A 26,507-nucleotide genomic window follows, 5' to 3' on the forward strand; every position below is an offset into this window, starting at 1 on the left:
CGTCGGCGGCGGGGCGCTCCGGGCGCACGGCGCCGCGGCGGACGGGCACCGGACAGCCTAGGCGCCGGGCCGCTCGTCGAGCCCTCCCGCCGCCGTCGGGCGCGCGGTACGGTCGGGAGCCATGACCACGCAGACCCCCGCCCCCGCGCCGGCCCCCGTGCCCGGCGCGCCCGCCCTGTCCGAGCACCTGCAGGACCTGGCCGCGTTCGTCCAGGCCTCCCCGTCCAGCTTCCACGCCGCCGCCGAGGTGGCCCGCCGCCTCGAGGCCGCGGGCTTCACGCGGCTGACCGAGGCGGACGGGTTCCCCGCCGCGCCCGGCGGATACGTGGTGGTCCGCGACGGCGCCGTGGTCGCCTGGCTCGTGCCGGAGTCCGTGGGCGGGGCGGACGGCGGCCAGGACTCCGCCGTCCCGGTGTTCCGCATCCTTGGCGCCCACACGGACTCGCCCGGCTTCAAGCTCAAGCCGAGCCACGTCACCGTGACCGGCGACGGCTGGGTGCAGGCCGGCGTCGAGGTGTACGGCGGGCCGCTGCTGAACTCGTGGCTGGACCGCGAGCTGCGCTTCGCCGGGCGGCTCGTGCTCGCCGACGGCCGCCAGGTGCTGGCCGCCACCGGTCCCGTGGGCCGCATCCCGCAGCTGGCGGTGCACCTGGACCGCGGCGTCAACGAGGACGGGCTGAAGGTCGGCCGGCAGAGGCACACCCAGCCGATCGTCGCGTCCGTGGGCGGCGCGTCCGACGCTGAGGCGGGCGCGGACGCCGAGGCCGGGACCGGCGTCGTACGGATGAGCGGCAACGTGCTCGAGCTGCTGGCCGCACAGGCCGGCGTGGACGTGGCGGACGTGCGCGGGGCGGACGTCGTGGTCGCCGACGCGCAGGCCCCGGGGGCGTTCGGCGCCAACGGCGAGTTCTTCGCGTCCGGCCGCCTGGACAACCTGTCCTCCGTGCACGCCGGGCTCGTGGCGCTCGAGGGGCTCGCCGCCGGGCGCCCCCGGCCGGGCGCCGCGGACGGCGACGACGACGCGCCGGGGTGGACCGGCGTCGTCGCCGACGGGGTGGCCGGGGAGGCCGCGGGCGCCCCAGTGATCCCGGTGCTCGCCGCGTTCGACCACGAGGAGGTGGGCTCGGCGACCCGCACCGGCGCCGGCGGGCCCCTGCTGGAGGACGTCATGGACCGCGTGCTGGACGCGATCGGCGTGCGCGGGCAGGGCGTGGCGCGCTCGCGGGCCGGGTCGTGGCTGCTCTCCGCGGACGCCGGCCACCTGGTGCACCCGAACTACGCCGAGCGGCACGACCCCGTGAACCACCCGCGCGTGGACGCCGGGCCGCTGCTGAAGATCAACGCCAACCAGCGCTACGCCACCGACGGCGAGGGCGAGGCCGCGTTCGCGCGGTGGTGCGGCGTGGCGGGGGTGCCGTTCCAGCGGTTCGTCTCCAACAACGACATGCCGTGCGGCTCCACGATCGGCCCGATCTCCGCGACCCGCCTGGGCGTGCGGACCGTGGACGTGGGGATCGGCCTGCTGTCCATGCACTCCGCGCGGGAGATGTGCGGCGCGGGCGATCCGGCCCGGCTGGCCGCCGCGGCGGGGGCGTTCTTCTCCGGCGTGTGAGCCTGCTCGCCGCCCCGCCTGTCCCCGCCCGGCGCATCGTCACCCCGCCTGTCCCGCCCCCTTCTATCCCGCCCGGGCGCACTACTGCCACGTAGACCGCGGTCTACGTGGCAGTAGTGCGCCCGGGCCGGCGCGGCGCGGAGGCGAGTGGGCTCGGTGACCCGACCCTCGGCGTCGTCGCCTCCTGCACACCGGACGACGACGGCGCACCCCTCCCCAGCCAGTGGCCGCTCCCTGTCGGTGCGGGGCGCGGTGGCCTGCACTGGAGGTGTGACCGACCCCCTCGACGCCGTCCCCGAGCCCGTGTTCCCCGTCTGCCGGGCCGTCGCCGCCGGGCTCGTCACCAGCCGCGCGCGTCGGCCGGACCTCGTGGCCGCCGGCCGGGGGCTGCGCCGGCGCCGGAACGTGCGGGCGACGTCCGTGCAGATCGCCGTGGCGCACGCCCAGCGTGACCGGAGCCTGATCGTGAGCCACGCGTCCGCCGCCGCACTCTGGGACCTGTGGCTGCCGTCCGGCATGGAGCCCCCACCCCAGCTGTCCCGCCTCAGGCCCGCGGCGCAGCCACGCATGGCCGGGGTCGAGGGGCATCGGCTGCGCCTCGACCCCGCGGCGGACCTGGTGGTCCTGGGTGCCGGCGGGGCGGCCCATGCGGTGACGTCCCCCGTGCGCACCTGGCTCGACCTGGTCGCCGCCGGGCTGTGCGGGGAGGACCTCGTGATCTCCGGCGACGCGCTGCTGCGGCGAGCCGACGGGCCGCGCGGCCGGCTTCCCCCGGGTTGGGGACATCCCCTCGCGAGCCCGGACGAGGTGCGGGCCGCCGTCGACGGCATGGCCGGCCGGCCCGGAGGACGGGCCCTGCGGGACGCTCTGCCGCACCTGCGTGCCGGCTCGGACTCGCCGCAGGAGACCCGGCTGCGGCTCCGACTGGTGCGGGCGGACCTACCCGAGCCGCAGGCGAACCCGCGGATCCCCCTGGTCTGGGACGCCCACGGGAGGGTGCTGCGATCGATTCCCGTGGACCTGTACTTCGAGGCCGCGCGCGTGGCCGTGCAGTACGAGGGGGAGCACCACTTCACCCGCGCGGACCAGTACCGGCGGGACATGCGACGGGACGAGGAGCTGCGGGACGTCGGCGTGGAGACGCTGCGGGTGGACGGCGCGGTGTTCGGCGCCGCGGAGTGGCAGAGGTTCCTGACGCGGGTGCGCCGGGTGCTGCGGGACCGCGGCGTCGGGTGATGTGGCATCGGTTCAGCCCGCCTGGGCGCAGTACTGCCACGTATCCGGCGTCCTACGTGGCAGTAGTGCGCCCGGGCCGGGGGTGGGGCGGGTGGAGTTGTCCACAGACGACGTCGGTCCGTCCCGCTCACGGCCCGGTTCGGGTTCACTGGTGGTCGGGATCGAGGCCGACGCGACCGGGGTCCGCGCGGAGGGGCGCGGGCCCCGCGGCCCGTCCGCTCCGGTCGGGTCATGGTCCCGCGCTCGACCCGGATGGTACGCTTATCAGGATTCCCTGCGTGCCGCCAAGAGTGTGGACCGACGCGCGGGGGACGAGCACAGAACCTCCTGCCACGGAGAGACCGTGGCCGCAAGCCCAGAGGAGGTGGGTTCTCATGCGTGCTTATGAGCTGATGGTGCTGATCGACCCTGAGGTCGACGAGCGCACCGTGGAGCCGACCCTGAAGAAGTACCTCGAGGTCGTCACGAACGCCGGCGGCACCGTCGACAAGATCGACGTGTGGGGTCGCCGCAAGACCGCCTACGAGATCCAGAAGAAGTCCGAGGCCATCTACGTGGTCGTGAACTTCCAGGCCGAGCCGGCCGCCACCCAGGAGCTGGATCGTGTCCTGAACATCAACGAGACGATCATGCGCACCAAGATCATCCGTCCCGAGGAGCAGAAGATCTCCGCCGAGTGATCTTCGCCGCCGGGAGCGTCCGGCGGTCGGCCCGGCCGATCCGCCCCGCACCCGGCGACACCACCGGGGACCTGCGTCCCCGCCCGCTGACCGATTCCGCGAACACAGGAGTGACCATGGCCGGAGAGACCGTCATCACCGTGGTCGGCAACCTCACCGCCGACCCCGAGCTGCGCTTCACCCCGAACGGTGCGGCCGTGGCGAACTTCACCGTCGCCTCGACCCCCCGCACCTTCGACCGCCAGTCCAACGAGTGGAAGGACGGGGAGACCCTGTTCCTGCGCTGCTCGATCTGGCGCGAGGCCGCGGAGAACGTGGCGGAGTCGCTGACCAAGGGCATGCGCGTCGTCGCGCAGGGACGCCTGAAGTCCCGCTCCTACCAGGACCGTGAGGGCAACAACCGCACCTCCTGGGAGATGGACGTGGACGAGGTCGGCCCCTCACTGAAGTACGCCACGGCCAAGGTCACGCGCTCGCAGCGCGGCGGCGGCGGTGGCTTCGGCGGCGGCCAGCAGTCCGGCGGCGGCCCGCAGGGTGGCGGGTTCCCCGACGGCGGCGGCTTCGGCGGCGGACAGCAGTCCGGCGGCTGGGGCCAGCCCTCGGGCGGCCAGCAGCAGTCCGCTCCGGCGCAGGACCCCTGGTCCGGCGGCGGCGCGGGCGGCGGCTGGGACACCCCCGCCGGCGGCGAGCCCCCGTTCTGATCGGCGGTCGGTCGGCGTCGTGCCCCGCACGACGTCCCGGCCCCCCGGTCCCCTCAGGACCCCCGTCCGGGCGCCCGTCGCCCGGAGGCCCGTCACACCGGGCCACCCCCCCGCACCGCGGCACCGCCGCGGCGCACCCCACGCGGCACACCGCGTGGATCCCATCCCGCAGAACCGTTCTGCGGGCTCCAGAGAAGAGGGAGCACCACGATGGCGAAGGCTGAACTCCGCAAGCCCAAACCGAAGTCCAACCCGCTCAAGGCCGCCAAGATCACCGAGATCGACTACAAGGACGTGGCCCTGCTGCGCAAGTTCATCTCCGACCGCGGGAAGATCCGCGCCCGTCGTGTGACCGGCGTGACCGTCCAGGAGCAGCGCAAGATCGCCCAGGCCGTCAAGAACGCCCGCGAGGTGGCCCTGCTGCCCTACGCCGGCGCCGGCCGCGGCTGATCGAGCGAGCAGAGGAGAGGAACGACAATGGCAAAGCTCATCCTGACCCAGGAGGTCGCCGGCCTCGGCACCGACGGTGACGTCGTCGAGGTCAAGAACGGGTACGCCCGCAACTACCTGCTCCCGCGCGGTTTCGCCACCGTGTGGACCAAGGGCGGGGAGAAGCAGGTCGAGTCGCTGCAGGCGTCCCGCGCCGCGCGCGCCGCGGCCTCGCTCGAGGACGCCCAGGCCCAGGCCCAGAAGCTGCAGTCGGCCACCGTGCGCATCGACCGCAAGGCCGGTGAGGAGGGCCGCCTGTTCGGCGCCGTCCAGGCCGCCGACGTGGCCGAGGCGATCGAGGCCGCCGGTCTCGGCACCGTCTCGAAGCGCCAGGTGACCCTTCCGGCCCACATCAAGGCCGTGGGCCACCACGAGGCCCAGGTGCGCCTGCACGACGAGGTCGTCGCGACCGTCGCGCTGCAGGTCGTGGCCGCCAAGGACTCCAAGAAGTGACCATCCGCTTCTGACGGCGTCCCGGCCCCGCACCGGACGCCGCCCGGCCTCCCCGTGAGGCCCCCGACGACGCCCCGTCCGTTCCGCTGGAACGGGCGGGGCGTCGTCGTGCGCGCATCCGGCCCGCGGCAGGGGGGACAATGGCGGGCATGGCCGACCCCCGACACCCCGCCCGGACCGACGCGCCGCGGCCACCCCTATGGACGCGGCAGTTCGTGCTGGTGGGGGTCACGTACTTCTTCGTGGCCATGATCTTCTACTCCCTCATGACCGCGATGGCCGCGTACGCGGCGCTGCGGTTCGGCGCGGACGACGCGCAGGCCGGGCTGGTGGTGGGGGCGTTCGTGCTCGGCGCGGTGGTCACGCGCGTGACCACCACCCCAGCGGCGACGGCGTGGGGCCGGGGACGCGTGCTGCGCGCCGCCCTGGTGCTCTACGTGCTGACGTCCGCGGCGTACCTGTGGGCGGACACGCTGCCGGCGCTCGTGGCGGTGCGGTTCCTCAACGGCATGTGCTTCGGGGCGGCCGGCACCGTCCTGGCCACGGCGGTGCAGGCGATCGTCCCGCCGACGCGGCGCTCCGAGGGGACGGGCTGGTTCTCCACGGCCATGACCATCGCGGGGGCGGCCGGGCCGGTCCTCGCGTTCCAGCTGGCGGAGGGCCCCGGGCCTGACGCCCTGTTCCTCGCCTGCACGGGCTTCACGACGGCGGCCCTGCTGGTCTCGCTGCTGCTGCGGGTCCCGGAGGACACGCGCACGGGCCGGTTCCGCCTGCACCGGGCGGCGGTGTTCTCTCCGGAGGCGGCTCCCGTGGCGGTGGTGGCCATGGTGGCCGGCTTCGCGTACGGCGGGATCCTGGCGTTCCTCGGCGGGTACGCCTCCGGTCAGGGCCTGGACCCGTCCCTGCCCGGCCTGTTCTTCGTGCTGTTCGCGGTGGGGACCATCGCGGGCCGCGCGGTCGTGGGGCCGCTGCACGACCGCCGCGGGGACAACGCCGTGGTCTACCCGATCCTGGCCGGCCTCGCGGTGTCCTACGTGATCCTGGCGCTCTGGCCCGGGTCGGCGGGCATGCTCGTGGCCGGCGCGGTGCTGGGGCTGAGCTACGGCCCGGGGATCAGCGTGTTCCAGACGATCGCGGCGCAGGTGGTGCCGGCGTCGTCGGTGGGGGTGGCCATGGGCACGTACTTCCTGCTCCTGGACCTGGGCACCGGCCTCGGGCCGGTGGTGTTGGGCCTGCTGGTGGCGGCCGCGGGCGTCCCCGCCATGTACCTGGCCTGCGCGGGGCTCGTGGCGTCCCTGGCCGGGTACTACGCCCTCGTGCACGGGCGGCGGGAGATCGCGCGGCGGCCGTCCGCGTGACGTGTGCCGGCAGACGGGACGACCCCGTGCCGCGGGCTCTGCCGCGCGGCACGGGGTCGTCCCGCCCGGAGCCGCCGCGCCGGCGGCCCCCGGGGCCGCGGGTCACTTGGTCAGCGAGCGGGACTCCTGCTCCTCGAGCTTGAGAGCGGTGCCGAGGGCGATGAAGGTGGGCGCCCACTCGCCGGTGAACAGGCCCCAGCGGTCGGCCTGGGGCTTGGACTCGTCGGCGCCGAAGCGGGACACGGCCCAGGCGACCCACGTCAGCCCGACAGAGGCCAGGCCGGCCGCGAACATGTAGTCGGACTTGATGCCCAGGGAGGAGATGGTCTTCAGCATGGTGATGCCTTTCCGAGAGGGGTGGATCGATCCGTCGCAGAGCGCTCGAGACGTTCGTCCTGCGACACAGTCCATCGCACCGGCTCAGTGCTCTCACGTCCAGGTGTCAGGTGCGGAAGAGCGATGACTTTTTCCTCGCACAGCCCCGGCGCGCCTCAGGGGTGGTCATGGGGGCGGATCCGTGGTGGCGTGGCGGCAGAGCTGGCCCCGGGCATCCGGTCCGGGGCCGCCCGACACCCAGGAGGACTCCCATGAGCAGCGAGACCCGCACCGACCGCTTCGCCGCCGCCCTGCACCGCATGGACGAGGGCGACCCCGCCCCGCTGCTGGAGCAGTTCGCCGAGGGCGCCACGCTGCAGCGACCCGAGAAGGACGCCTCCGGCGCCGCCCAGGACCCCGAGGCGTTCTGGCAGCAGTACCGCGACGTCTTCTCGAGCCTCTCCACCGAGTTCTCCGCGGTGCGCGAGGAGGGCGACCTCGGCGTGCTGGAGTGGACCTCCACCGGCACCCTCACCACCGGCCGTGAGGTCTCCTACGCCGGGGTCTCCCTGCTGGAGTTCTCGGGGGACGAGGTGGAGCGGTTCGCCACGTACTACGACACCGCGGCCTTCGTCTCGCCGGAGGCCTGAGCGTCCTTGACGCCTCGGACCGCCCTGCCCGGTCACGGCAGCCGCTCGGCACGCTCCTCGCGGTGGGAGGGCCGACCCCCGCGCACGCCGGACCAGGCCGGCTCCGCGGCGGGCAGGGTCGACCACGGGCGGCCGTCCAGCTCGCCGATGTGCACGAGCGCGTCCCCGCGGTGCACCAGCGGGGCCTCGGCGCGGCCGATCACCACGCCGCTCAGCTCGGCGCTCACGTGGGCCAGGCGGCGTCCGAACGAGTTGTAGAGCGCGCCGATCCGCTCGCCCGCGCGCACGGTCTGCCCGAGGGACACGTCCAGGTGCAGCAGCCCGTCGGCGCGGGCGCGCACCCAGCTGGAGCGCCACACCACGTGGGTGCCGGGGTCGGTCGCCACGCTCGCGTCGTCCTCACCGGTGGCGTCGACGGCGGGGGGCACCTCGTCGTCGTCGGCGGGGGTGAGCCCGACGTCGGCGGCGCGGACCATGCCCAGGTGCGCCAGGACCCGGAGGACGCCGTCCACGCCGGGGACGATCGCGTACTCGTCGAAGCGCCACGCCTCCCCGGCCTCGTAGAGCAGCACGCGGGCGCCGGTCTCGCGGGCGGCGGCGCGCAGGGACCCGTCCCGCAGGCGGGCGTGGTACATCACGGGCGCGCCGAACGCCTCGGCGAGGGAGCGGGTCTGCGGGTCCTCGAGGTCGCAGCGGATCTGGGGGAGGTTGGAGCGGCGGTCGGCGCCGGAGTGCAGGTCGATCCCCACCTCGGCGCGGGCGATCACCTGCGTCATCATCAGGTGCGCGATCCGCGCCGCCAGCGACCCGCGCGCCGAGCCGGGGAAGGAGCGGTTCAGGTCCCGGCGGTCGGGCAGGTAGCGGTCCCCCGCCTGCACGCCGAGCACGTTGACGATCGGCACCGCCAGCAGCGTGCCGCGCAGGGCGGTGGGGTCCAGGCGCTCGAGCACGCGGCGGATCACCTCGATGCCCACCACCTCGTCCCCGTGGATCGCGGCGGAGACCCACACGGTCGGGCCGTCGTGGCGTCCGTGGAGGACGTGCACGGGCAGGGACACCTCGGCGCCGGTCACCAGGCGGGAGATCGGCAGGGAGACCTCCCGACGCCGGCCGGGGCGCACCTCGGCGTCGCCCAGGCGGAAGGGTTCGCGTCGGGGCGCGCGGGGGGCCGGACGACGCGCGGGGCCGGGCTCCGTCACGACCGGCCCCGGTTCCGGCGGCGCACCCCGCGGGGCGGCTCCCCGCCGAGGTAGGAGGCGGCGGGGTCCACGAGGAAGCCCTGGGCCAGGGCGGTGCGGCCCACGAGCATGCGGAAGCCCATCTCGTCCCGGTCCGTGAGGGTGACCTCGGCCTCCACGGTGCGCCCGGCCAGGCGCAGCGGCATGAGCACCACGAACCGGTCCTGCACCTCCCCGTTCGAGGAGCGCACGGTGCGCACGTCCTCCACGGGCAGGTCCACGGTGCGCGCGTCCGCGGTGGAGCCCTGCCAGGGGTGCACCTCGAAGCGCACGCGGTCCTCGCCGTGGTCCCCGGTGTGCCGCTCGATCCGGAAGGCGTGCAGCGCGGAGGTGCGGGCGCCGGTGTCGACCTTGGCCTTGACCCACGGGGTCAGCGCGTCCGGCAGGCCGACCCACTCGCGCCAGCCGACGACGACGGGCGCCTCGGCGGGGCCCTCGGCCCCCGCAGGGACCGTGGGGAGATCTGCCGCCGCGGGCTCGCGCGTGTGGTTGGATTCCGTCACGTGACCCATCTTCGCAGGAACCCCGCATGAAGCTCGCGATCCTCTCCCGCTCCCTGCGCGCCTACTCGACGCAGCGTCTGAAGGCCGCCGCCCTGGACCGCGGCCACCAGGTGAAGGTCCTGGACACGCTGCGGTTCGGCATCGACCTCAGCTCCCCGGAGCCGGACCTGATGTTCCGCGGCCGCCCGCTGTCCGCGTACGACGCCGTGCTCCCGCGCATCGGCAACTCCGTGACGTACTTCGGCACCGCCGTGGTGCGCCAGTTCGAGCAGATGGACGTGTACACGCCCAACACGGCCGCCGGCATCATGAACTCCCGGGACAAGCTGCGCGCCAGCCAGATCCTCTCCCGCCACGGCATCGACCAGCCGGCCACCGTGTTCGTGCGCAACCGCGGTGAGGTCGCGAAGGCCATCGACATGGTGGGCGGCGCCCCCGTGGTCATCAAGCTGCTCGAGGGCACGCAGGGCATCGGCGTGATCCTGGCGCCCACCAAGAAGGTGGCCGAGGCCATCATCGAGACGCTGCACGGCACCAACCAGCAGGTCCTCATCCAGCGGTTCGTGGAGGAGTCCAAGGGCAAGGACGTCCGCGCCCTGGTGGTGGGGGACCGCGTGGTGGCGGCCATGCGGCGCCGCGCGCAGGGGGACGAGTTCCGCTCCAACGTGCACCGCGGCGGCACCGTGGAGGAGGTCACGCTCTCCGAGGAGTACGCCGAGACCGCCGTCCGCGCGGCCCGGATCATGGGCCTGCACGTGGCCGGCGTGGACATGCTCGAGGGTGAGAACGGCCCGCTGGTCATGGAGGTCAACTCCTCGCCGGGTCTCGAGGGCATCGAGCGCGCCACCGGCCTGGACGTGGCCGGGGCGATCGTGGACTACATCGCGGACCAGGCCGGCTTCCCGGACATCGACGTGCGCCAGCGCCTGGCCGTGTCCACCGGCTACGGGGTGGCGGAGATCGCGGTGTTCGCCGGCTCGGACATGGTGGGGCAGTCCATCGAGGACTCCGGTCTGCTGGCCAAGGACCTGCAGGTCCTCACGCTGCACCGTGGGGCCTCCGTGTTCCCCAATCCCGCGGACGGCAAGGTCCTCGAGGAGGGGGACCGCCTGCTTTGCTTCGGCAAGCTGGAGAACATGCGCGCGCTCATCCCGGCCCGCTCGTCGCGCCCCAAGCGGGTGCGGAAGCTGCCGAAGGACGCCCTGCCCGAGCCCACCGCGGCCGGCGGGACCGTGGACCCCGCCGGCGACGACGCCGTGGACTCCGGCGCCCGCGACTGACCCGGGCCCCGCCCCCGGTCAGCGGGTGGCATGCGGGGCGAACGCGCCGATCCCCGTGAGGTGCCGGCCCAGGGTCAGCTGGTGGACCTCGTCCGTGCCCTCGTAGGTGCGCACCGACTCGAGGTTGTTGGCGTGGCGCAGCGGCGAGTGCTCGAGGGTGACGCCGTTGCCGCCCAGCATCTCGCGGGCGTCGCGGGCGATCCCGATGGCCACCCGGCAGTTGTCCAGCTTGCCGGTGGAGATCATCGCCGGGGTCAGGGTCCCGGCGTCCTTGGCCCGGCCGATCTGGTGGGCCAGCAGGTAGCCGCGGTTGATCGCCACGGCCATGTCCGCGAGCTTCGCCTGGGTGAGCTGGTAGGAGGCCAGGGGCGCGCCGAACTGGGTGCGCCCCATGGTGTAGTCCAGGACGGCGTCGAACGAGTCCCGCGCGGCGCCCATGGCGCCCCACACGATCCCGTAGCGGGCCTCGTTGAGGCACTGGAACGGGCCCTTGAGGCCGATAGCGGAGTCCGCCGGGAGGATCGCGTCCGCAGGCAGGCGGACGTCCTCCAGGTGCAGCTCCGTCTGGATCGAGGCGCGCATGGAGAGCTTGCCCGTGATGGCCTCGGCGGTGAAGCCGGGGGTGTCCGTGGGCACCACGAAGCCGCGGACCCCGCGGCCGTCCCCGATCTCCCCGGTCTGGGCCCAGACGATCGCGACGTCGGCGATGGTCCCCAGCCCGATCCACCGCTTGGTCCCGTTGAGGACCCAGTCCCCGCCGGCCTCCTGGCGGGCCGTGGTGGTCATGGACGCCGGGTCGGAGCCGGCGCCGGGCTCGGTGAGGCCGAAGCAGCCCACGGCCTCGCCCGCCGTCATCCGCGGCAGCCAGTGCTCCTTCTGCTCCTCGGAGCCGTGCTTGTGGATCGCGCCCATGGCCAGGGAGCCCTGCACGGAGACGAAGGTGCGCAGGCCGGAGTCGCCAGCCTCGAGCTCCTGCGCGGCCAGCCCGTACTCCACCGCGGAGCGGCCGGGGCAGCCGTAGCCGGCGTAGGGCATGCCCAGCACGCCGAGCCGGCCCATCTCCGGGACGATCTCCCGCGGGAAGACCGCGTCCTCGTACCAGGAGGCGATGTGCGGGCGGATGTGCTCGTCCACGAAGGCGCGGACGGCCAGCGCGGTGGCCTTCTCCTGCTCGGAGAACAGGGCGTCCAGGCCGACGACGTCGACGCGGCCGAGGAAGGAGTCGGACTCGGCGTGGAAGGGGGTGCTCATGATCGGTGTCCTCTCGGGGGGTGGGTCGGTCAGCGGCGCTTGCGGGTGAAGGCGGAGATGCCGGTGATCTCCCGGCCCACGATCAGGGCCTGCATGGAGTCGGTGCCCTCGTAGGTGGAGACGACCTCCATGTCCGTCATGTGGCGGGCGATGTGGTTCTCCAGCAGCAGGCCCTGGCCGGCCAGCATGTCCCGGGCCTCGCGGCACATCGCCAGGGCCTTGCGGGAGGTGGTCATCTTCACCAGGGAGGCCATCGCGTCCGTGAGCCGGTCCTGCTCGGCGAGCTCCGCCATGCGGCGGCACATCAGCTGCATGGACACCAGGTCCGAGAGCATCGTGGCCAGCTTCTCCTGCACGAGCTGGTAGGAGCCGATCGGGGCGGAGAACTGCTCGCGCTCCAGGGCGTACCGGGCGGCGATCTCGAAGGCCGCCATGCCGTGGCCCAGAGCCTCCCACGAGGCGCCGCCGCGGGTCGCCTTGAGGACCCGGTTGACGCCCGCGAAGGACTCGCACCCCGCCAGACGGTTCTCCTCGGGGATGCGCAGGCCCTCGATGCGGATGTCGGCCTGGTGGATGGCCCGCTTGCCGATCTTGCCGGTGATGACCTCGGGGCGGTAGCCCTCCGGGTGGCGGCCGTCGTCGTCCTTCTCGACCACGAACGCCTTGACCTGGCCGTCCGCCTCATCCCGGGCATACAGGACGATCACGTCGCCGGCGGCGCCGTTGCCGATCCAGCGCTTGTGGCCGTCGATGATCCACGAGTCCCCGTCCCGCCGGGCCGACGTCTCGAGGGACACGGAGTCGGACCCGTGCGCGGGCTCGGTCAGGGCGAACCCGCCGGTCTTCTCCAGGCGGGCCATCGCCGGCAGCCAGCGCTGGCGCTGCTCCTCGTTGCCGAGGATGTAGATGGAGCCCATGCCGAGGTTGGCGTGCACGCCCAGGAACGTGTTCACCGAGCCGTCCACGCGGCCCATCTCCCGGGCCACGATCCCGGCCTGCAGCCGCGACATCCCGGGGCAGCCGTAGCCCTGGATGTACGTGCCCACGATCCCGGTCTCGCGCAGGGCCGGGAGGATCCCGTAGGGGAACTCGGCGCGCTCCCAGTGGTCGTTGATCACGGGCTCCACGTGCTCGAGCGCGAAGGATCGCACCCGGTCCCGCAGGGCGAGCGTGTCGGCGTCGAGCTCCTCGTCCAGGAGGAGGAAGTCCGGGTGCTCGATGACGGGGGTGAGGGATGCCATGTCAGGGTCTCCTGTCAGCGGGGGGCGGCGGTGCGCCGGGGTCAGTCGGTGGGGGCGGTGGTCGGGCGGGCGGCGGCGGTGACCCCGGGCCGGTGGACGGCCCGGCGGAAGTCCACGGTCAGGGTGCGCACCACACGGGGCAGCCCGGAGTCCGGGGTGGAGTCCAGCCACACCAGGTAGGCCGCGATCCGGATCTCCTCGAGGAGCGTCACCACGCGTGCGTTGTTGACGTGGCCGTTCGCGTCCTGGTCCGACCAGCGGACGGGGACGGGGCACTCGAAGACGCCGCCGCTCACCGGACCGCCTCCGGGTCGGCCGCCCGGTCGGCGTCGTGCCGGCGGGCCGGGGTGGCCTCGAGCCAGGCGCGGACGTCCGCGGCGTCCTCGTCCAGGTGCGGGGGCGCCTTCGGATAGGCCACGGGGGTCCGGCTGAAGGAGACGGGATTGCGGATCAGCGGGACCTGACGGGTCCCGGGCGCGCCCACCGGGACCACCGGCTCCAGCCCGAGGTCGTCGGCGCGCTGCACGCCCTGGGCGATGTCCAGGATCGGGGCGCAGGGCACGCCCACCGCCTGGAGGCGCTGGAACCAGTGGTCGGCCGTGCCGGCCGCGAGCGCCTCCACCATCAGGACCCGCAGCTCGTCCCGGTTCTGGTTCCGCAGCAGCACGGACTCGAAGCGCGGGTCGGCGGCCAGCTCCGGCACGCCCAGGGTCTGGACGAGGCGGGCGAACTGGTGGTCGTTGCCCACGCAGATGATGAGGTCCTGGTCCGCCGTGGGGAACGGCCCGTAGGGGTACAGGCTGGGGTGGTCGTTGCCGAGCCGCTGGGGGTTGTCCCCCGCCGCCGCGTAGCCCGTGGTCTGGTTGACGAGTCCGGACAGGGCGGAGGAGAGCAGGTTCAGGGCCACATGCTGCCCCAGGCCGTCCCCGCTGCCCTGCCGCTCCAGCAGGGCGGCCAGGATGCCGACGGCGGTGTGCAGGCCGGTGACGACGTCGAAGATCGCCACGCCGGCCCGCTGGGGGTCCGCGTCCGGGTGGCCGGTGACGTGCATGAACCCCGACATCCCCTGCACGAGCAGGTCGTACCCCGGCATGGACGCGCCCCCTGCCGTGCCGAAGCCGGTGATGGTGGCGTGGATGAGGCGGGGCCAGCGCTCGCGGACGGACTCGGCGTCCAGGCCGAACCGGGCCAGGCCGCCGGGCTTGAAGTTCTCCACGAACACGTCGGCGCGGTCCAGGATGGCGTACGCCGTGCGCAGGTCCTGCTCGTCCGCCAGGTCCAGGGCGATGGAGCTCTTGTTGCGGTTCACCGAGAGGTAGTAGGTCCCGATCCCGTCCCGCTCCGGGGGCATCCACAGGCGGGTGTCGTCCCCGTTCGGCGACTCGACCTTGATGACGGTGGCCCCCATGTCCGCCAGGAGCATGGTGGCGTAGGGCCCGGCGAGCACGCGGGAGAAGTCGGCGACGACGATGCCGTCCAGCGGTCGACGCGGCGACGCGGCCTGGGATCCGGGCGTGCTCATCGGGGGCTCTCCTCGCTGTGATGTCCGACACGGTGTGGACACCACCAAACCAGGGTGATTAGATCCTGTCTAATACATATTCCGGAGGTCGGCGATGCGCTCTCAGCATCGATTCCCCGGCCCCGGCACGGAGCGAGGAGGACGGTCATGGACGTCCACCACGCCAGGGCCTTCCTGGCCGTCGCCGAGGAGCTGCACTTCGGCCGCGCCGCCGCGCGACTCCGCATGGCCCAACCGACCCTGAGCCGGCTGATCAAGGCGCTGGAGAAGGACCTGGGCGCCCCGGTGTTCGAGCGCAGCACGCGCCACGTCTCCCTGACCCCGGCCGGTGCGGCCCTCGTGGAGGTGGCGCGGGAGCTGGTGGCGGTCTCCGAGCGCGCCCGGGACACGGTGCGCGGCGCCGTGACGGGGGAGACCGGCGTCGTCCGCCTGGGCTTCGCCGGCGCCTCCATCAACCGCAGCGTGGCACGGCTGGCGCGGGAGGTGCGGGCCCGGTGCCCGGGTGTGCGCCTCGAGCTGCACAGCTCCCAGTTCTCCCCGCAGGGTCTGGAGCGGGTGATCAGCGGGGACCTGGACCTCTCCGTGGGTCGGTGGGACTTCCTCCCCGCGGAGGTGCGCTCCTACCTGGTGGGGCGGGAGCGGCTGATCGTGGCGATGCCTAGGACGCACCGGCTGGCCTCGGCGTCCTCGGTGGCCATGGCGGACCTGACCGAGGAGGAGTGGATCACCCTGCCCGGCGGGTCCATGTCCGCCCTGAGCAACCGCCTCCAGAGCCTGGCCCGCACCGCCGGGTTCGTGCCCCGTGTGCGGGAGCACGCGCCCGACTCGTGGACGCAGACCCTCCTGGTGGACGCCGGCGTCGGGATCGCGCTGACGCTGGACTCGGTGCGGGACAACATCGGCGCGGACGGGGTGGCCTGGCTGCCGCTCGACCCGCCCGGACCGCCGCTGGAGGTGCGGCTGATCTGGCGGGAGCACGACGACAACCGCGCGGTCGAACGGGTCACCCACATCGCCGCGGCAATCTTCCCGGCGCGCCCGGCAGCCGGCTGATCCGGTCAGGACTCCGGGTAGTCGTACCAGCCACGCCCCGTCTTCCGGCCGAAGTCCCCGGCCTCGTACTTGGCCTTGATGGACTCGGCGGGCAGGGAGGCGGGGTCGCCGGTCTGCTCGTACTCGGCCAGGCGGATCAGGTGGACGACGTCGATCCCCACCAGGTCCATCAGCTCGAACGGGCCCATGGGGTGGCCCAGGGCCGTCCGCGCCGCCACATCGATGTCCTGGAAGTCGGCGATGCCGGCCTCGTACAGCTCGAGGGCCTCCCGGCGGAGGGCACCGAGGAGGCGGTTGGCCACGAAGCCGGGGATCTCCTGCTTGAGGCGCACCGGCGTCTTCCCGAGGGACTCGACGAAGGAGACCATCCGGTCCACGGTCTCCGGGGCGGTCCCCGAGTGGGGGACGACCTCCACGCAGGCCATCACGAGCGCCGGGTTGAAGAAGTGGAGGTTGCACACCCTGTCCGGCCGGGCCGTGGCGTCGGCGACGCGCGAGGAGACGATGTTGGAGGAGTTCGTCACCAGCAGCGTGTGGCCCGGGCAGACCGCGTCCAGCTCGGAGAAGATCGTCCGCTTGACGGAGAGGTCCTCCACGGCGGCCTCGATCACCAGGTCGGCCGTGGCCGCGGCGGCGTCGCGGTCCGTGGTCAGGGTGAGCCGGTCCCACGCGGCGTCCACGTCCTCGCGCGTGCGGCGGTCCTTCTCCACATCCCGGGAGAGGCGCTGCTCGAGCTGCGTCCGGGCGCGGTCCAGCTGGTCCTGGCTGATGTCGACGAGGGAGGTCCCGTACCCCGCCAGGGCGCAGACGGCGGCGATCTGGGACCCCATGGTCCCGGCGCCGAGGACGACGACGGTGCGGATCTCGGTGGTCATGGGGGCTCCTTGATGTGGGTGTGGGCGGCTCAACGGTAGCGGGGGGCGCGCTTGTCGAAGAAGGCGGCCGTGCCCTCGTCGCGCTCCGTGTGGGCGTAGAGGATGCCCACGGAGAGGCGCTCCAGCAGCAGGCCGGTCTCGCGGTCCACGTCGAAGGCACGCTCGATGACCGTCTTGGCGAGCCGGTTGGCCAGGGGGCCGCGGGAGGCGATGGCCTCCGCGGTCTCCCGGGCCCGGGCCATGAGGTCCTCCGGAGCGGTGACGGCAGTGACCAGGCCCATGCGCAGGGCCTCGTCCGCCGGCACGCGCCGGCCGGTGAGGATCATCTCCGTGGCGTGTCCCACGCCCACCAGGCGGGCGAGGCGCTGACATCCCCCGGCGGCGGGCATGATGCCCAGTCCGGTCTCCGGAAGGGCGAACTGCGCCCGCTCCGAGGCGATCCGGACGTCGCAGGCCAGGGCCAGCTCGCAGCCGCCCCCGAAGGCGTAGCCGTTCACGGCGGCCACGGTGGGCGTCTCCATGGCGGCCATCCGGGAGTACAGCCCCTGCATGCGCCCGGCCAGGCCGTCCAGGGGGCCGCGGGAGGCGATCTCCCCGATGTCCGCCCCCGCCACGAACGCCTTGTCCCCGGCGCCGGTGACGATCAGGACGTGCACGTCCTCCCGCCGCTCCACCTCGTCGAGCACCTCGCGGACGGCGGCCTGCACGGCCTGGTCCATGGCGTTGCGTGCCGCGGGACGGTTGATCGTCATCGTGCCGATCCCGTCCTCGGCGGTGAACAGCACCAGGGGCTCGGCGGGGGTTGCGGGATCGGGGCTCATGGGATCTCCTTCGGGGCAGGTCGGGTCGGTGCGGGGAGCCGCGGCGCTCAGACGTGGGCGGGGACCGGGCGGTCGGCGCCGTCGGTGAGCCCGTCAGGGTCCACCACCGGCTCCGGGGGCAGGTCGCCGGGCACGGTGAGCCGGACGAGCACCACCACCACGGCGGTGAGGGCCAGGCCGAGCAGCGTCACCCACATCTGCGGCAGGAACATCATGAAGCCGCCGACGACGAGCGCCGCCCGGGCCCACAGGGGCACCCGGCGCTCCATGAGGGCCAGGTGGCCGCCCAGGGCGCCGGCGATGGCGTAGACCGCCACCAGGCTGAAGACGAACGCCACGGCGACCCGCCCGGGGTCGTCCTGGGCCACCAGGGCCGGATTCAGGGCGAAGCCGAACGGCACGATGTACTTCACCGCGCCCAGGCGCATGGCCTCGACGCAGGTCGCCATGGGGGATGCCTTGGAGATGCCGGCCGCCGCGAAGGCGGCCAGGCCCACGGGCGGGGTGATGTAGGAGACCGAGGCCCAGTAGATCACGAACAGGTGCGCGGCGAGGGGATTCACCCCGAGGGCCACGACGGCCGGGACCATCACGATGGCCAGGAACACGTAGGCCGCGGAGATGGTCAGGCCCATGCCGAGCACGAAGCAGACGGCGGCGCCGGCGATGAGCAGCAGCACCACGTTGTCCCCGACCAGGGCCAGCAGGTCGCGGGAGAGGGACAGGGCGACGCCCGTGGCGGAGAGGCCGCCGAGGATCAGGCCGACGCCGGCGATGATGCCGATGATCTGCGCGAGGGTGCGGCCGCAGTCCACCGCCAGGTCCAGCCACTGGCGCCTGCCCATGCGCACGCGGGGGCTGAGGACGGCGATCAGCAGCAGGACTCCGGTGATCCAGTAGGGGACCTGCGCCTCGGAGTCCAGGATGAAGAGCAGGACGGTCAGCAGGACCAGCGCGGTCAGGTAGGGCCATCCCTCGACGAGGGACCGGCCGAGGCGCGGAAGGCGGTCCCGGGGGACCCCCCGCAGGCCGTGGACGGCCGAGTAGGCGTCCACCTGCAGGAAGATGCCGAGGAAGTACAGGATCGCCGGGATCGTCGCGGCGACGAGGATGGTGGTGTACGGCACGCCCACGAACGACACCATGAGGAACGCCGCGGTGCCCATGATGGGCGGCGTGATGGAGCCGCCCGACGAGGCGGTGGCCTCGACCGCTCCGGCGACGCGCGGGGTGAACCCGGAGCGCACCATCGCCGGGATGGTCATCGGGCCGGTGGTCAGCACGTTGGACACGGCGGATCCGGACATCATGCCCATGGTGGCGGAGGACGCCACGGCCACCTTGGCCGAGCCGCCGCGGTACCGCCCGAAGAGTGCCGTGGAGACGTTGTGGAAGAAGTCGGCTCCGCCGGTGTGCTGCAGGACCGTGCCGAAGAGGAGGAATCCGACGAGGATCGTCCCGGCGGTCTGCAGGGGGAGGCCCAGGATGGACTCGGTTCCCATGGCGTGGATCTGGGCCAGGGTGAGGGCGTCGTAGTCGATGCCCTGGAGGATCCCGATGGGGATCTGACCGGCGATCATGGGGTACAGGGAGAACACCAGGGCCAGCGCCGCGACGATCCACCCCGCCGACCGCCGCAGCACCTCCACGATCAGGAGCCAGAACACGACCGAGAGCACGGTGGCGGTGAGGGGGGCGTTCCACTCCCACCCGTACTCCTGGATGTCCAGGCCGTTCGCCGCGAAGTACAGACAGCAGACCTCCACGAGGAGGATGAGTGCGACGTCGTACCAGGGGACGCCGGTGCGCCGGTCGGTCATCTGATCGGTGGTCTGGTCCGCCTCGACGATCCGCATCGCTCCGGTGCCGGGCGGAGGAGCGGTGCGCCGCTCCTTCCGTCCTCCGCGGCGGTGTGTGGCAGGGGTGACGATGAAGATGATCGGGAGGAAGGCGGCGAGGAGGAGATACAGGAACGTGTTCTCCAGCAGGGTCACACCCCCCAGATTCCAGAAGAACACCTGGTTCATGGTCGCGAGGACGCCCAGCACGGTCAGGACAACCGTGACGACGCTCCAGAACGGCGTCAGCCGGGGGTTGCGGCGGGTGACCGCGATGGCGTCGGCGGGGGTGGTCGTGGTCATGCGTCGTCTCCCTGCGTGTCGGCGGCGGACGCGTCGTCCTCCGGGAGGTCCTCGATGGGGGGCAGGTCCGGAAGGTTCTCCTGCTTCCAGTCGAACCACTTCTGAGCGGCGGCGTCGTCCTCGCGGTGCTGCTCGAGGAACGGCGGCCAGGCGTCGAGGAGGAGCCCCTCCCGGTCCAGCAGGGCCTCGTGCCGACGCTGCATGTGCGGCGTCCACACCCCCAGGTCCAGGAACACCGACCGCGCGCCGTCGTGGAACGGGACGACCATCGGGTCGAACATGATCTTGTCCAGGGCGAACATCTTGGCGTCCTGCGTGGCGTCCTTGTAGCGGTCGAAGTTCTCGTGGATCTGGGTGGCCAGCTGCGCGACCTCGTCCGCCGGCCGGGTGGACAGCGTCGTCAGGGGGATCGAGTACTGCATGTTCACCGCGGACTCGCCCTTCGCAAGACCGGCGCCGCCGGTGAACCTGCCCGGGCGAGCGATGGGGGCCAGGCGCTCCCAGGACTCGAAGCGGCTGGGGTCCTCACTGCTCAGGTCGAGCCAGCGGATGGGGTACTGGGAGGCGAGCTCCTCGACGTTGGAGCCCACGACGTTCTGGTAGAGCGCGTCGAGCTGCCCGGTCTTCAGCATCTCGATCTGGCCTGCGTAGGTGGTGTTGACGAGGTTCGTGTCCGCACGGGTGAGACCGCCGTAGTTGAGGAACGCCTCGAGCTTGCGGTTGATGGAGGTGGCGCCCACGAGGTTGGGGTAGTTGCGCCCCTTGAGGTCCTCCACCGTCTCGATGCCGCTGTCCTTCCGGACGAGCACGCCGTAGTTGCCGCGCGGGCTCCAGACCTGGCGGACCGGCTGCGGGCCCCACGTCGGCGAACAGAACTCGTCATCGCCCTCGAACGCGTAGTAGTACTCGTCGCCGGAGCGGGCGAGGTCGGCGGTCCCGTTGATCAGCGGGGCCATGCGGCCCATGCCGGTGGAGGAGGTCATGAGGCGCACCTGGCGGCCGTTGACCTGCGTGAGGGTGTTGGCCACCGCCGCGAGGTCGTTGTACGTGCCGGTGCCCACGCCGTAGGTGGACCACACGCTCTGCTGGGAGCCGTCCGTGGGGGAACACGCCGTCAAGGCGCCGAGGCCCGCGAGCGCGCCGGCGCCGCCGAGGAAGCTGCGGCGAGACAGGGACATGGGGGTTCCGATCGCTGGGGGACGTCGACCGGAGTGGGTCGGGCGTGAGGACCATTGATGCACGTCAAACGTGATCCGCACCACAGAAAGAGGGAACTGATGCGCAAAGAGAATGACTGGGCAGAGATGAGAGCAAAACACGGCGGTCGCCAGAAGCGCCGAGGACACCCGGAGTGGTGACGCAGAGGTGGCGGGGCAGTGAACGCCCGGGCACGGGGGTGCGTCAACTCCGCCGTCCCCAGATGCGCGAGAGTTCTCCACAGAAGTTGTCCACACCTGTGGGGAATGTGGACAGCGGTGTGGACAGATCGGCCTGTCGGAGCCGTTTCGAGGGGGAGTCCCACTGGCGCCAGGCCCGAAACACGAGCAGCGGCGGGGTGGAAAAGTTCTTCTCCACAGTTCTCCACACCACAAAACCCCAGGTCACAGGCGGATTCTGGAGGATCGACCTCCGTTCTCCCCAGCGCTGTCCCCAGAGTGTGCCCGCGACACGCCGAGTACTCCACACGTTGTCCACAAGAGCTGTGGGAAACGCGGTTGCCGGGGTTCCGGGCCGGGCGTAGTGTCCCGTGGTATCCCCAACGCGAGGGCGGGTATTGGCCGCAGGTGACCACTGTTCAGGCGCGCATCCGTCCAGACCGTCGCCCGGGGACCGCCGCGCCCCCACCTGCATGGGGGCGGGCGGCCGGGCGGGGATCTTTTCTTTGTCGAGGTAGAGGCGAGCCGGCGGTGCCGGCCGAGGGCCGGCGTCGTGAGGGCGCGGCCGTGGAAGGGAGCCCCCGCAGTTGACTGAAGGCTACGGAGACTCGGACTCCTACGACTCCGGCCGCGGGGCGGAGCGGTTCCTGCCGCCGCAGGACCTGGAGGCGGAGCGCTCGGTGCTCGGCGGCATGATGCTCTCCAAGGACGCGATCGCGGACGTGGTGGAGCTGCTGCGCGGGCACGACTTCTACCGGCCCAGCCACGAGATGATCTACGAGGCGATCATCGACCTCTACGGCCGCGGCGAGCCCGCCGACGCCGTCACCGTGGCGGACCTGCTGAACAAGCGCCAGGAGCTGAGCCGCGTGGGCGGTCCGGCCGTGCTGCACGAGCTCATCCAGTCGGTCCCCACGGCTGCCAACGCCGGGTTCTACGCCGCGATCGTGGCGGAGAAGGCCGTGCTGCGGCGCCTGGTGACCGCCGGCACCAAGATCACCCAGCTCGGCTACCAGGGCGACGGCGAGGTCGAGGAGATCGTCAACGAGGCGCAGTCCGAGATCTACAAGGTCGCGGAGAACCGCCAGTCCGAGGACTACGTCCAGCTCTCCGACATCATGGAGCACGCCGTGGACGAGATCGAGGCCGCCGGCAACCAGGGCGAGGGCCTGACGGGCGTGCCGACCGACTTCTACGACTTCGACGAGCTGACGCAGGGCCTGCACGGCGGGCAGATGATCGTGATCGCGGCGCGCCCGGCCGTGGGCAAGTCGACGCTGGCGCTGGACTTCGCGCGCGCGGCGGCGATCCACCACAACGTGGCCACCGTGTTCTTCAGCCTCGAGATGGGCAAGAACGAGATCGCCATGAGGCTCCTGAGCGCCGAGGCGACGATCGCGCTGCAGGACCTGCGCAAGGGCACCATCCGGGACGACCAGTGGTCCAAGATCGCCGCGACCGTGGGGCGGCTGAACGAGGCGCCGTTCTTCATCGACGACTCCCCGAACATGACCATGATGGAGATCCGCGCCAAGTGCCGGCGGCTCAAGCAGAAGAACAACCTCAAGATGGTGGTGCTGGACTACCTGCAGCTCATGAGCTCGGGCAAGAAGGTGGAGTCCCGTCAGCAGGAGGTGGCCGAGTTCTCCCGTGCCCTGAAGCTGCTGGCCAAGGAGCTCGACGTGCCGGTGATCGCGCTGAGCCAGTTGAACCGTGGCAGTGAGCAGAGGACGGACAAGCGGCCCCAGGTGTCCGACCTGCGTGAGTCCGGCTCGATCGAGCAGGACGCGGACATGGTGATCCTGCTGCACCGCGAGGACGTGTACGACAAGGAGTCCCCGCGCGCCGGCGAGGCGGACCTGATCGTGGCCAAGCACCGCAACGGCCCCACGAAGACCATTGTGGTGGGGTTCCAGGGACATTACAGTCGCTTCAGTAACCTCGCACAGGATGGTGGGGGTTCGGGCGGATTTTAGACCGCCGGAGCAATTTTAGCCGTTTTATAATTCGGAGGCCTACGTGAAGTACCTTGACGAAGAAGAGATTATCACCATTCGCGAGAGGCTGGCCACGGGTCCTCTCGATGGACAAGACTTCGGAGCCGTTAAGGCACTGCGTCCAAACGGGTTGGCGAGTGCCGTGGATCGACAAACGACCGGATTGGGATCAGCGTTTAAGTACACTGACGTTTTAGACGTCGCGGCCACGCTTTTCTATGGAATGGCCCTGAACCACCCATTTGAGAATGGAAACAAGAGGACTGCGCTGGTCGTTCTACTCGTTTTCCTGCAAAGAAATCGAATCCTTTTGGTGGGTGCCAACGAGGATGAATTATATGAGATGTCGACCCAGGTGGCTGGCCACACTTTCCAAGGGGGCACCCCCGAGACCCACGATGTAGACGAAGAGGTTGCAAAGATCAGCGCCTGGCTTAAGACACGTACGCGGGCGCTTGAGAGAGGGGATCGCAGTCTTAAGTTCAAGGAATTCAAGTCTCAGCTCGAGGGACTCGGTTGTGAATTCGAAAAGCCCAAAAACAACTTTATTAAGGTCAGAAGGTCCGTTGGTGGGGCAACCTATACGGCGAAGCTGGGCTACCCGCGCCCGGACTTCAACGTGGGAGTGGCGGATGTAAAGCGCGTCAGGGCGAATTTAAGACTTGACGAGTCACACGGTTATGATTCTGGGGCGTTCTATGAGGATGATCTTGAGGCCGTGGTTGATAAATTTGTTAACGAGCACCGACTGGTCTTGGAGAGGCTTGCGCTGACCTAACACGCCGAGGTTTGGCAACTGTGAGCCCTTTGATAGCGGAGGTTTCAAAATCTGGGCCACCACCTCTCGGGGCGTTCGATCCCTCTTCAGCTCGAGGACGTGCAGATTGCCCTCGACGTCCATTGCGAGGATGTCGATGCGGGTGCCGTATGGCGTGGGCACCTCTCGTCCGATCACCAGCAAGGGCTCGCCCAATATCGTGGGGTCCTCGGCGAGGAACGCCTGCAACTGGGCCTCGGACGACATGCTGGTGTGAGCCAGAGGGCGCGGGGTCCCGCCATCGCCCATCCGCCACATCTTCATCTCGACGGGCATGGTGTTTACTCCTCAATCAGCTACACGGACTCGAATTTCATCCAATGACGAGCCAGGGTGAGCCGCTTAGTCGTTCCCGGCCGTGGCCCACTCGTCCAGCACGTTCCCGATGTGGTCGAACGCCGCGTCGGCGAGGGCCCAGCTGTGGGCTCGGGAGAACATCGCCCGTCCCTTCCGCAACTGTGAGAGAGCCAGCTTGCGTGCGGCGAGGAGCACTGCGGGGTGTCCGAGGAGAACGCCGATGTCCTCCCACCCGTGGACGGTGGCGCTCCACACCGGGCCGGTGGTCCGGTAGGTGTTCCGAGAGAAGAGGGGGCGGAGTTCGTCGTCGATCTCCAGGGAGTCGTGGACGTTCAGGACCATGGTCTGCTCCCACTCGCCGTCCTCGGTCCGGTCCTCGTAGAGGTACAACATCTCCACGTTGTGGATGCTCAGGGTCGCGAACCGGCGGTGGTTCCGTGTGCGGTTCGTGGAGGGCCACGCGCTGAGCACCCAGCCGCGCCCTTCCGTCTCCGTGGGGAGGGGGATCACATAGTACAGGTAGCCGGCGATCGAGTCGACGGCCTCTGCGAGATGCGGGTGGGCTCGGACCGGTTCAGGGAGGCGTCCTCCGTCCGCGCCTCGTCGGGCGCGGGCCTCAACGATCCGCTGCGGGGCGATCTCCCGCTCCGCGGTCAAGGGATCGTCCCCGATCCACCTGGCTTGTTCCTCCTGGGTGACGATGAAGTCGAGGGGGGAGTCTCCGAACGGTTGGGCGAGCAGCGTGCGGTTACGAAGGCGGACGCCCGCGCGTCGCTTCTCCGTGATCATGTCCTGTTCGACCCGATCCAACTCCTCCGGAGGCACCGGGGTGAAGTTCACGGCCACGATGTCCTGCCACCGCCGGCGGTGGCTCGCGAACCGGGTGGCGGGATGGATGCTTTGGCCCACGTACTGATCCCCGTTCGAGAACTCGAGGACGTAGATCCCAGGGCCGACGCCGTCTTCGAAGATCAGCGAAGGTGCCAGCCCTGCTGGGGTCTCCCAGCGGCGGAAGGGCAACGGGGCGGAGACCATGGGGCCATGATGCCGCGCTGTGGCGAGCGGGGCACCCTGAGCACAGCTGTGGGGCGCTAACGCGTCCGGATGTTCGCCATCATGGAGCCATGACGTACGAACTGACGCCGGCGCGCCTGGAGGCGACCGTTCAGGACGCGGTGCGCACTCTGGGCCGCGGGCCGGTGTTCGAGCTGCATCTCTTCGGAGACGTTGGCCCGGAGTGGGGCGTGACCGGTTGGTCGGAGGAGGGCGGCCCTGTCCCGGACGCCCCAGGCCTCTACGCCGTGTACGCGAAGGACGTGTCCCGTGTGCGTCGAGAGATCGGCCCGGAGGTGCCGGTGGGGGAGGCCGGCCTGCTGTACGTCGGCAAGGCCGAGCGGAGCCTGGCCGCCCGGGACGTGCGGCAGCATTTCGGCACGGGCAAGACCGGTCGGTCCACCGTGCGCAGGACGTTCGCAGCGCTGCTGGAGCACTCCGCGCTCCTCTGGCCGGTGCTGCGGGCCGGGGGCAAGCCTTCCAGCAAGAGTCCGGCGACCTTCGACCTCAGCGAGCGCTCGGAAGAAGCGCTGACCAGGTGGATGGTCGACCACCTGGTCCTTCGCGTCTGGGTGCCCGAAGTGCCCGTGGCCCTCGGTGACGTCGAGAAGCACGTGATCACGGCGTGGCGCCCGCCGCTGAACCTCACCCACGCAGGCCCCCGCCCCCACATCAAGGCGGCTCGAGCCTGGATGGTCGCACTGGCCGCTGCGCAGGACGAGGAGCAGCCGCAGGCGGACTGGGAACCCGCGACCCTCGGCGACCTCTTCCGTGTGCGCCCCGAGCAGTACGGGCTCCGTGGGAGCGTCGGGCTCTGGACCGAACTGCGGGTGCGGTTCGCGAGCGAGCCGATGCCAGCGTCGCGCGCCGAGCTGCAGGGCCTCGTGGAAAGCGCCATCGAGGAGATCCTGGCCGAGGCCATGCCCTACGACCGGGAGAGCGTGCACATGGTCCGATACAACGTGGGCGGGATGAGCCAGGGGCTCGTCCACCTGCCGTGGTGGCGGGAGACCGCCGTGCCGATGATCCTCGGCCGCTGGCAGAAGTGGGCCGATGCAAGGAGAGCTGGCTGACGGGCACAGAACTCGGCTTACAGTCGGTTCATCCCTCGGCGGCCTCGCCGCGGGCGTCACTTTGACCCTGCCCACGGAGCGGCTGTGCCCGGTGTCGTGAGAGCGCTCGGCGCGATTCTTCGAGAAGCGTCCACGACGGTGAGCCGCCCCCTTCATTCGGTCCGGACGTTCTGTGAGTCGTCGGTTTCCATTTGATGGGTGCACTGCCGAGCGTACTCGGCTGGGGTTAGGTAGCCGAGCGAGGCGTGCCGGCGGTGGTGGTTGTACTCGTCCTTCCGGTCGCCGATGATGACCTGTGCGTGCAGCAGCGAGTAGAAGCTGTTGATGCTGAGGCACTCGTCGCGGATCCGGCTGTTGAACGACTCGACGTACCCGTTGCGCCACGGCGAGCCCGGAGGGATGTAGGACAGGCCGGTGCGGGTGCCGGCCCAGTCGGCCATCGCCTCGCTGATGAACTCCGGCCCGTTATCCGGCT

Annotated in this window: 26 protein-coding genes and 1 pseudogene; 13 read left to right on the top strand and 14 right to left on the bottom strand. The window is 71.4% G+C overall.

All coding sequences use genetic code 11. From position 1 onward, the window contains the following. The first annotated feature begins 121 nt into the window (after positions 1 to 121). The 7 genes from BJ976_RS10960 (at position 122) to BJ976_RS10990 (ending at position 6,529) form a co-directional block, all read left to right on the top strand. Entirely contained in the window at positions 122 to 1,612 is a 1,491-nt protein-coding gene (locus BJ976_RS10960; protein WP_135030566.1) for a M18 family aminopeptidase, read from the top strand. 270 nt (positions 1,613 to 1,882) lie between these two features. Then, the gene (locus BJ976_RS10965) at positions 1,883 to 2,848 is read left to right on the top strand and encodes an endonuclease domain-containing protein (protein ID WP_135030565.1); all 966 of its coding nucleotides are present in this window, start codon (positions 1,883 to 1,885) and stop codon (positions 2,846 to 2,848) included. A gap of 374 nt (positions 2,849 to 3,222) precedes the next feature. Continuing rightward, positions 3,223 to 3,528 (top strand): 30S ribosomal protein S6, encoded by a 306-nt coding sequence (gene rpsF, locus BJ976_RS10970; RefSeq protein WP_135030564.1) that lies wholly within the window; start codon positions 3,223 to 3,225, stop codon positions 3,526 to 3,528. Positions 3,529 to 3,644: 116 nt separating this feature from the next. Next, complete coding sequence (locus tag BJ976_RS10975; protein WP_135030563.1) at positions 3,645 to 4,229, top strand: single-stranded DNA-binding protein; 585 nt, start codon at positions 3,645 to 3,647, stop codon at positions 4,227 to 4,229. Positions 4,230 to 4,439: 210 nt separating this feature from the next. Continuing rightward, the gene (gene rpsR, locus BJ976_RS10980) at positions 4,440 to 4,679 is read left to right on the top strand and encodes a 30S ribosomal protein S18 (protein ID WP_002857788.1); all 240 of its coding nucleotides are present in this window, start codon (positions 4,440 to 4,442) and stop codon (positions 4,677 to 4,679) included. 27 nt (positions 4,680 to 4,706) lie between these two features. Continuing rightward, positions 4,707 to 5,171, top strand: coding sequence for a 50S ribosomal protein L9 (gene rplI, locus BJ976_RS10985; RefSeq protein WP_135030562.1), 465 nt, complete (start codon positions 4,707 to 4,709; stop codon positions 5,169 to 5,171). Between the two features lie 149 nt (positions 5,172 to 5,320). After that, positions 5,321 to 6,529, top strand: a complete 1,209-nt coding sequence (locus BJ976_RS10990; RefSeq protein WP_229667307.1) for an MFS transporter — start codon at positions 5,321 to 5,323, stop codon at positions 6,527 to 6,529. Positions 6,530 to 6,631: 102 nt separating this feature from the next. Here the strand turns inward: BJ976_RS10990 and BJ976_RS10995 are convergent, their stop codons facing one another. Then, positions 6,632 to 6,865: a hypothetical protein gene (locus tag BJ976_RS10995; protein WP_135030560.1), complete on the bottom strand. Its 234-nt coding sequence runs from the start codon at positions 6,863 to 6,865 to the stop codon at positions 6,632 to 6,634. A gap of 251 nt (positions 6,866 to 7,116) precedes the next feature. On the opposite strand from BJ976_RS10995, the gene BJ976_RS11000 reads away from it, so the two are divergent. Further along, positions 7,117 to 7,494: a nuclear transport factor 2 family protein gene (locus BJ976_RS11000; RefSeq protein ID WP_184231869.1), complete on the top strand. Its 378-nt coding sequence runs from the start codon at positions 7,117 to 7,119 to the stop codon at positions 7,492 to 7,494. Between the two features lie 32 nt (positions 7,495 to 7,526). Here BJ976_RS11000 and BJ976_RS11005 read toward each other — a convergent pair whose 3' ends face one another. Next, complete coding sequence (locus tag BJ976_RS11005; protein ID WP_135030559.1) at positions 7,527 to 8,693, bottom strand: succinylglutamate desuccinylase/aspartoacylase family protein; 1,167 nt, start codon at positions 8,691 to 8,693, stop codon at positions 7,527 to 7,529. Further along, positions 8,690 to 9,235, bottom strand: coding sequence for an ATP-dependent zinc protease family protein (locus BJ976_RS11010; protein WP_268236481.1), 546 nt, complete (start codon positions 9,233 to 9,235; stop codon positions 8,690 to 8,692). The genes BJ976_RS11005 and BJ976_RS11010 overlap by 4 nt, the downstream gene beginning before the upstream one ends. Positions 9,236 to 9,261: 26 nt before the next feature. Between BJ976_RS11010 and rimK the strand changes: the two genes are divergently transcribed. Beyond that, complete coding sequence (gene rimK / locus BJ976_RS11015; RefSeq protein ID WP_229667305.1) at positions 9,262 to 10,515, top strand: 30S ribosomal protein S6--L-glutamate ligase; 1,254 nt, start codon at positions 9,262 to 9,264, stop codon at positions 10,513 to 10,515. 18 nt (positions 10,516 to 10,533) lie between these two features. On the opposite strand, the gene BJ976_RS11020 is transcribed toward rimK, so the two are convergent. The 4 genes from BJ976_RS11020 to BJ976_RS11035 are packed head-to-tail and all read right to left on the bottom strand — an operon-like array spanning position 10,534 to position 14,529. Next, entirely contained in the window at positions 10,534 to 11,766 is a 1,233-nt protein-coding gene (locus BJ976_RS11020) for an acyl-CoA dehydrogenase family protein (RefSeq protein WP_135030557.1), read from the bottom strand. 29 nt (positions 11,767 to 11,795) lie between these two features. Then, positions 11,796 to 13,007, bottom strand: a complete 1,212-nt coding sequence (locus tag BJ976_RS11025; RefSeq protein ID WP_135030556.1) for an acyl-CoA dehydrogenase family protein — start codon at positions 13,005 to 13,007, stop codon at positions 11,796 to 11,798. 41 nt (positions 13,008 to 13,048) lie between these two features. After that, positions 13,049 to 13,303 carry an acyl-CoA thioesterase gene (locus BJ976_RS11030; protein ID WP_167736953.1) on the bottom strand — a complete coding sequence of 85 codons (255 nt, stop codon included), beginning with the start codon at positions 13,301 to 13,303 and terminating at the stop codon, positions 13,049 to 13,051. Then, positions 13,300 to 14,529, bottom strand: a complete 1,230-nt coding sequence (locus BJ976_RS11035) for a CaiB/BaiF CoA transferase family protein (RefSeq protein WP_135030555.1) — start codon at positions 14,527 to 14,529, stop codon at positions 13,300 to 13,302. Before BJ976_RS11035 ends, BJ976_RS11030 begins: the two co-directional genes overlap by 4 nt. A 147-nt stretch (positions 14,530 to 14,676) precedes the next feature. Between BJ976_RS11035 and BJ976_RS11040 the strand changes: the two genes are divergently transcribed. Next, positions 14,677 to 15,582: a LysR family transcriptional regulator gene (locus tag BJ976_RS11040; RefSeq protein WP_135030554.1), complete on the top strand. Its 906-nt coding sequence runs from the start codon at positions 14,677 to 14,679 to the stop codon at positions 15,580 to 15,582. Between the two features lie 5 nt (positions 15,583 to 15,587). On the opposite strand, the gene BJ976_RS11045 is transcribed toward BJ976_RS11040, so the two are convergent. Genes BJ976_RS11045 through BJ976_RS11060 form a run of 4 tightly spaced genes read right to left on the bottom strand, consistent with a single transcriptional unit; the run spans position 15,588 to position 20,597 of the window. Beyond that, the gene (locus BJ976_RS11045; protein ID WP_135030553.1) at positions 15,588 to 16,457 is read right to left on the bottom strand and encodes a 3-hydroxyacyl-CoA dehydrogenase family protein; all 870 of its coding nucleotides are present in this window, start codon (positions 16,455 to 16,457) and stop codon (positions 15,588 to 15,590) included. A 29-nt stretch (positions 16,458 to 16,486) separates the two neighbouring features. Beyond that, positions 16,487 to 17,278: an enoyl-CoA hydratase/isomerase family protein gene (locus BJ976_RS11050; RefSeq protein WP_135030552.1), complete on the bottom strand. Its 792-nt coding sequence runs from the start codon at positions 17,276 to 17,278 to the stop codon at positions 16,487 to 16,489. A 47-nt stretch (positions 17,279 to 17,325) separates the two neighbouring features. Continuing rightward, positions 17,326 to 19,419 (bottom strand): TRAP transporter permease, encoded by a 2,094-nt coding sequence (locus tag BJ976_RS11055; RefSeq protein WP_135030551.1) that lies wholly within the window; start codon positions 19,417 to 19,419, stop codon positions 17,326 to 17,328. Next, positions 19,416 to 20,597 carry a TAXI family TRAP transporter solute-binding subunit gene (locus BJ976_RS11060; RefSeq protein ID WP_135030550.1) on the bottom strand — a complete coding sequence of 394 codons (1,182 nt, stop codon included), beginning with the start codon at positions 20,595 to 20,597 and terminating at the stop codon, positions 19,416 to 19,418. Before BJ976_RS11060 ends, BJ976_RS11055 begins: the two co-directional genes overlap by 4 nt. 785 nt (positions 20,598 to 21,382) lie before the next feature. On the opposite strand from BJ976_RS11060, the gene dnaB reads away from it, so the two are divergent. Continuing rightward, on the top strand, positions 21,383 to 22,771 hold the full coding sequence (gene dnaB, locus BJ976_RS11065; RefSeq protein ID WP_135030549.1) for a replicative DNA helicase: 1,389 nt from the start codon (positions 21,383 to 21,385) through the stop codon (positions 22,769 to 22,771). 43 nt (positions 22,772 to 22,814) lie between these two features. Continuing rightward, positions 22,815 to 23,570 (top strand): type II toxin-antitoxin system death-on-curing family toxin, encoded by a 756-nt coding sequence (locus BJ976_RS11070; RefSeq protein WP_135030548.1) that lies wholly within the window; start codon positions 22,815 to 22,817, stop codon positions 23,568 to 23,570. On the opposite strand, the gene BJ976_RS11075 is transcribed toward BJ976_RS11070, so the two are convergent. Further along, positions 23,463 to 23,885 carry an endonuclease NucS domain-containing protein gene (locus tag BJ976_RS11075; protein ID WP_135030547.1) on the bottom strand — a complete coding sequence of 141 codons (423 nt, stop codon included), beginning with the start codon at positions 23,883 to 23,885 and terminating at the stop codon, positions 23,463 to 23,465. The two genes, BJ976_RS11070 and BJ976_RS11075, sit on opposite strands and share 108 nt — an antisense overlap. Before the next feature lie 66 nt (positions 23,886 to 23,951). After that, positions 23,952 to 24,941: a GIY-YIG nuclease family protein gene (locus BJ976_RS11080; RefSeq protein ID WP_135030546.1), complete on the bottom strand. Its 990-nt coding sequence runs from the start codon at positions 24,939 to 24,941 to the stop codon at positions 23,952 to 23,954. 89 nt (positions 24,942 to 25,030) lie between these two features. On the opposite strand from BJ976_RS11080, the gene BJ976_RS11085 reads away from it, so the two are divergent. Next, the gene (locus BJ976_RS11085) at positions 25,031 to 26,032 is read left to right on the top strand and encodes a GIY-YIG nuclease family protein (protein ID WP_135030545.1); all 1,002 of its coding nucleotides are present in this window, start codon (positions 25,031 to 25,033) and stop codon (positions 26,030 to 26,032) included. A 152-nt stretch (positions 26,033 to 26,184) separates the two neighbouring features. Here the strand turns inward: BJ976_RS11085 and BJ976_RS11090 are convergent. Next, positions 26,185 to 26,502, bottom strand: a pseudogene (locus BJ976_RS11090) (integrase core domain-containing protein); the annotation flags it as partial. Between the last annotated feature and the right edge of the window lie 5 nt (positions 26,503 to 26,507).

The organism is Micrococcus flavus, assembly GCF_014204815.1.
Lineage (GTDB): Bacteria > Actinomycetota > Actinomycetes > Actinomycetales > Micrococcaceae > Micrococcus > Micrococcus flavus.

Coding starts and splice junctions, on each gene's coding strand:
- BJ976_RS10960 (WP_135030566.1), top strand. CDS start 122: ATGACCACGCAGACCCCCGCCCCCGCGCCGGCCCCCGTGCCCGGCGCG.
- rpsF (WP_135030564.1), top strand. CDS start 3,223: ATGCGTGCTTATGAGCTGATGGTGCTGATCGACCCTGAGGTCGACGAG.
- BJ976_RS10975 (WP_135030563.1), top strand. CDS start 3,645: ATGGCCGGAGAGACCGTCATCACCGTGGTCGGCAACCTCACCGCCGAC.
- rpsR (WP_002857788.1), top strand. CDS start 4,440: ATGGCGAAGGCTGAACTCCGCAAGCCCAAACCGAAGTCCAACCCGCTC.
- rplI (WP_135030562.1), top strand. CDS start 4,707: ATGGCAAAGCTCATCCTGACCCAGGAGGTCGCCGGCCTCGGCACCGAC.
- BJ976_RS10990 (WP_229667307.1), top strand. CDS start 5,321: ATGGCCGACCCCCGACACCCCGCCCGGACCGACGCGCCGCGGCCACCC.
- BJ976_RS10995 (WP_135030560.1), bottom strand. CDS start 6,865: ATGCTGAAGACCATCTCCTCCCTGGGCATCAAGTCCGACTACATGTTC.
- BJ976_RS11000 (WP_184231869.1), top strand. CDS start 7,117: ATGAGCAGCGAGACCCGCACCGACCGCTTCGCCGCCGCCCTGCACCGC.
- rimK (WP_229667305.1), top strand. CDS start 9,262: ATGAAGCTCGCGATCCTCTCCCGCTCCCTGCGCGCCTACTCGACGCAG.
- BJ976_RS11020 (WP_135030557.1), bottom strand. CDS start 11,766: ATGAGCACCCCCTTCCACGCCGAGTCCGACTCCTTCCTCGGCCGCGTC.
- BJ976_RS11025 (WP_135030556.1), bottom strand. CDS start 13,007: ATGGCATCCCTCACCCCCGTCATCGAGCACCCGGACTTCCTCCTCCTG.
- BJ976_RS11035 (WP_135030555.1), bottom strand. CDS start 14,529: ATGAGCACGCCCGGATCCCAGGCCGCGTCGCCGCGTCGACCGCTGGAC.
- BJ976_RS11040 (WP_135030554.1), top strand. CDS start 14,677: ATGGACGTCCACCACGCCAGGGCCTTCCTGGCCGTCGCCGAGGAGCTG.
- BJ976_RS11045 (WP_135030553.1), bottom strand. CDS start 16,457: ATGACCACCGAGATCCGCACCGTCGTCGTCCTCGGCGCCGGGACCATG.
- BJ976_RS11050 (WP_135030552.1), bottom strand. CDS start 17,278: ATGAGCCCCGATCCCGCAACCCCCGCCGAGCCCCTGGTGCTGTTCACC.
- BJ976_RS11055 (WP_135030551.1), bottom strand. CDS start 19,419: ATGACCACGACCACCCCCGCCGACGCCATCGCGGTCACCCGCCGCAAC.
- BJ976_RS11060 (WP_135030550.1), bottom strand. CDS start 20,597: ATGTCCCTGTCTCGCCGCAGCTTCCTCGGCGGCGCCGGCGCGCTCGCG.
- BJ976_RS11075 (WP_135030547.1), bottom strand. CDS start 23,885: ATGCCCGTCGAGATGAAGATGTGGCGGATGGGCGATGGCGGGACCCCG.
- BJ976_RS11080 (WP_135030546.1), bottom strand. CDS start 24,941: ATGGTCTCCGCCCCGTTGCCCTTCCGCCGCTGGGAGACCCCAGCAGGG.
- BJ976_RS11085 (WP_135030545.1), top strand. CDS start 25,031: ATGACGTACGAACTGACGCCGGCGCGCCTGGAGGCGACCGTTCAGGAC.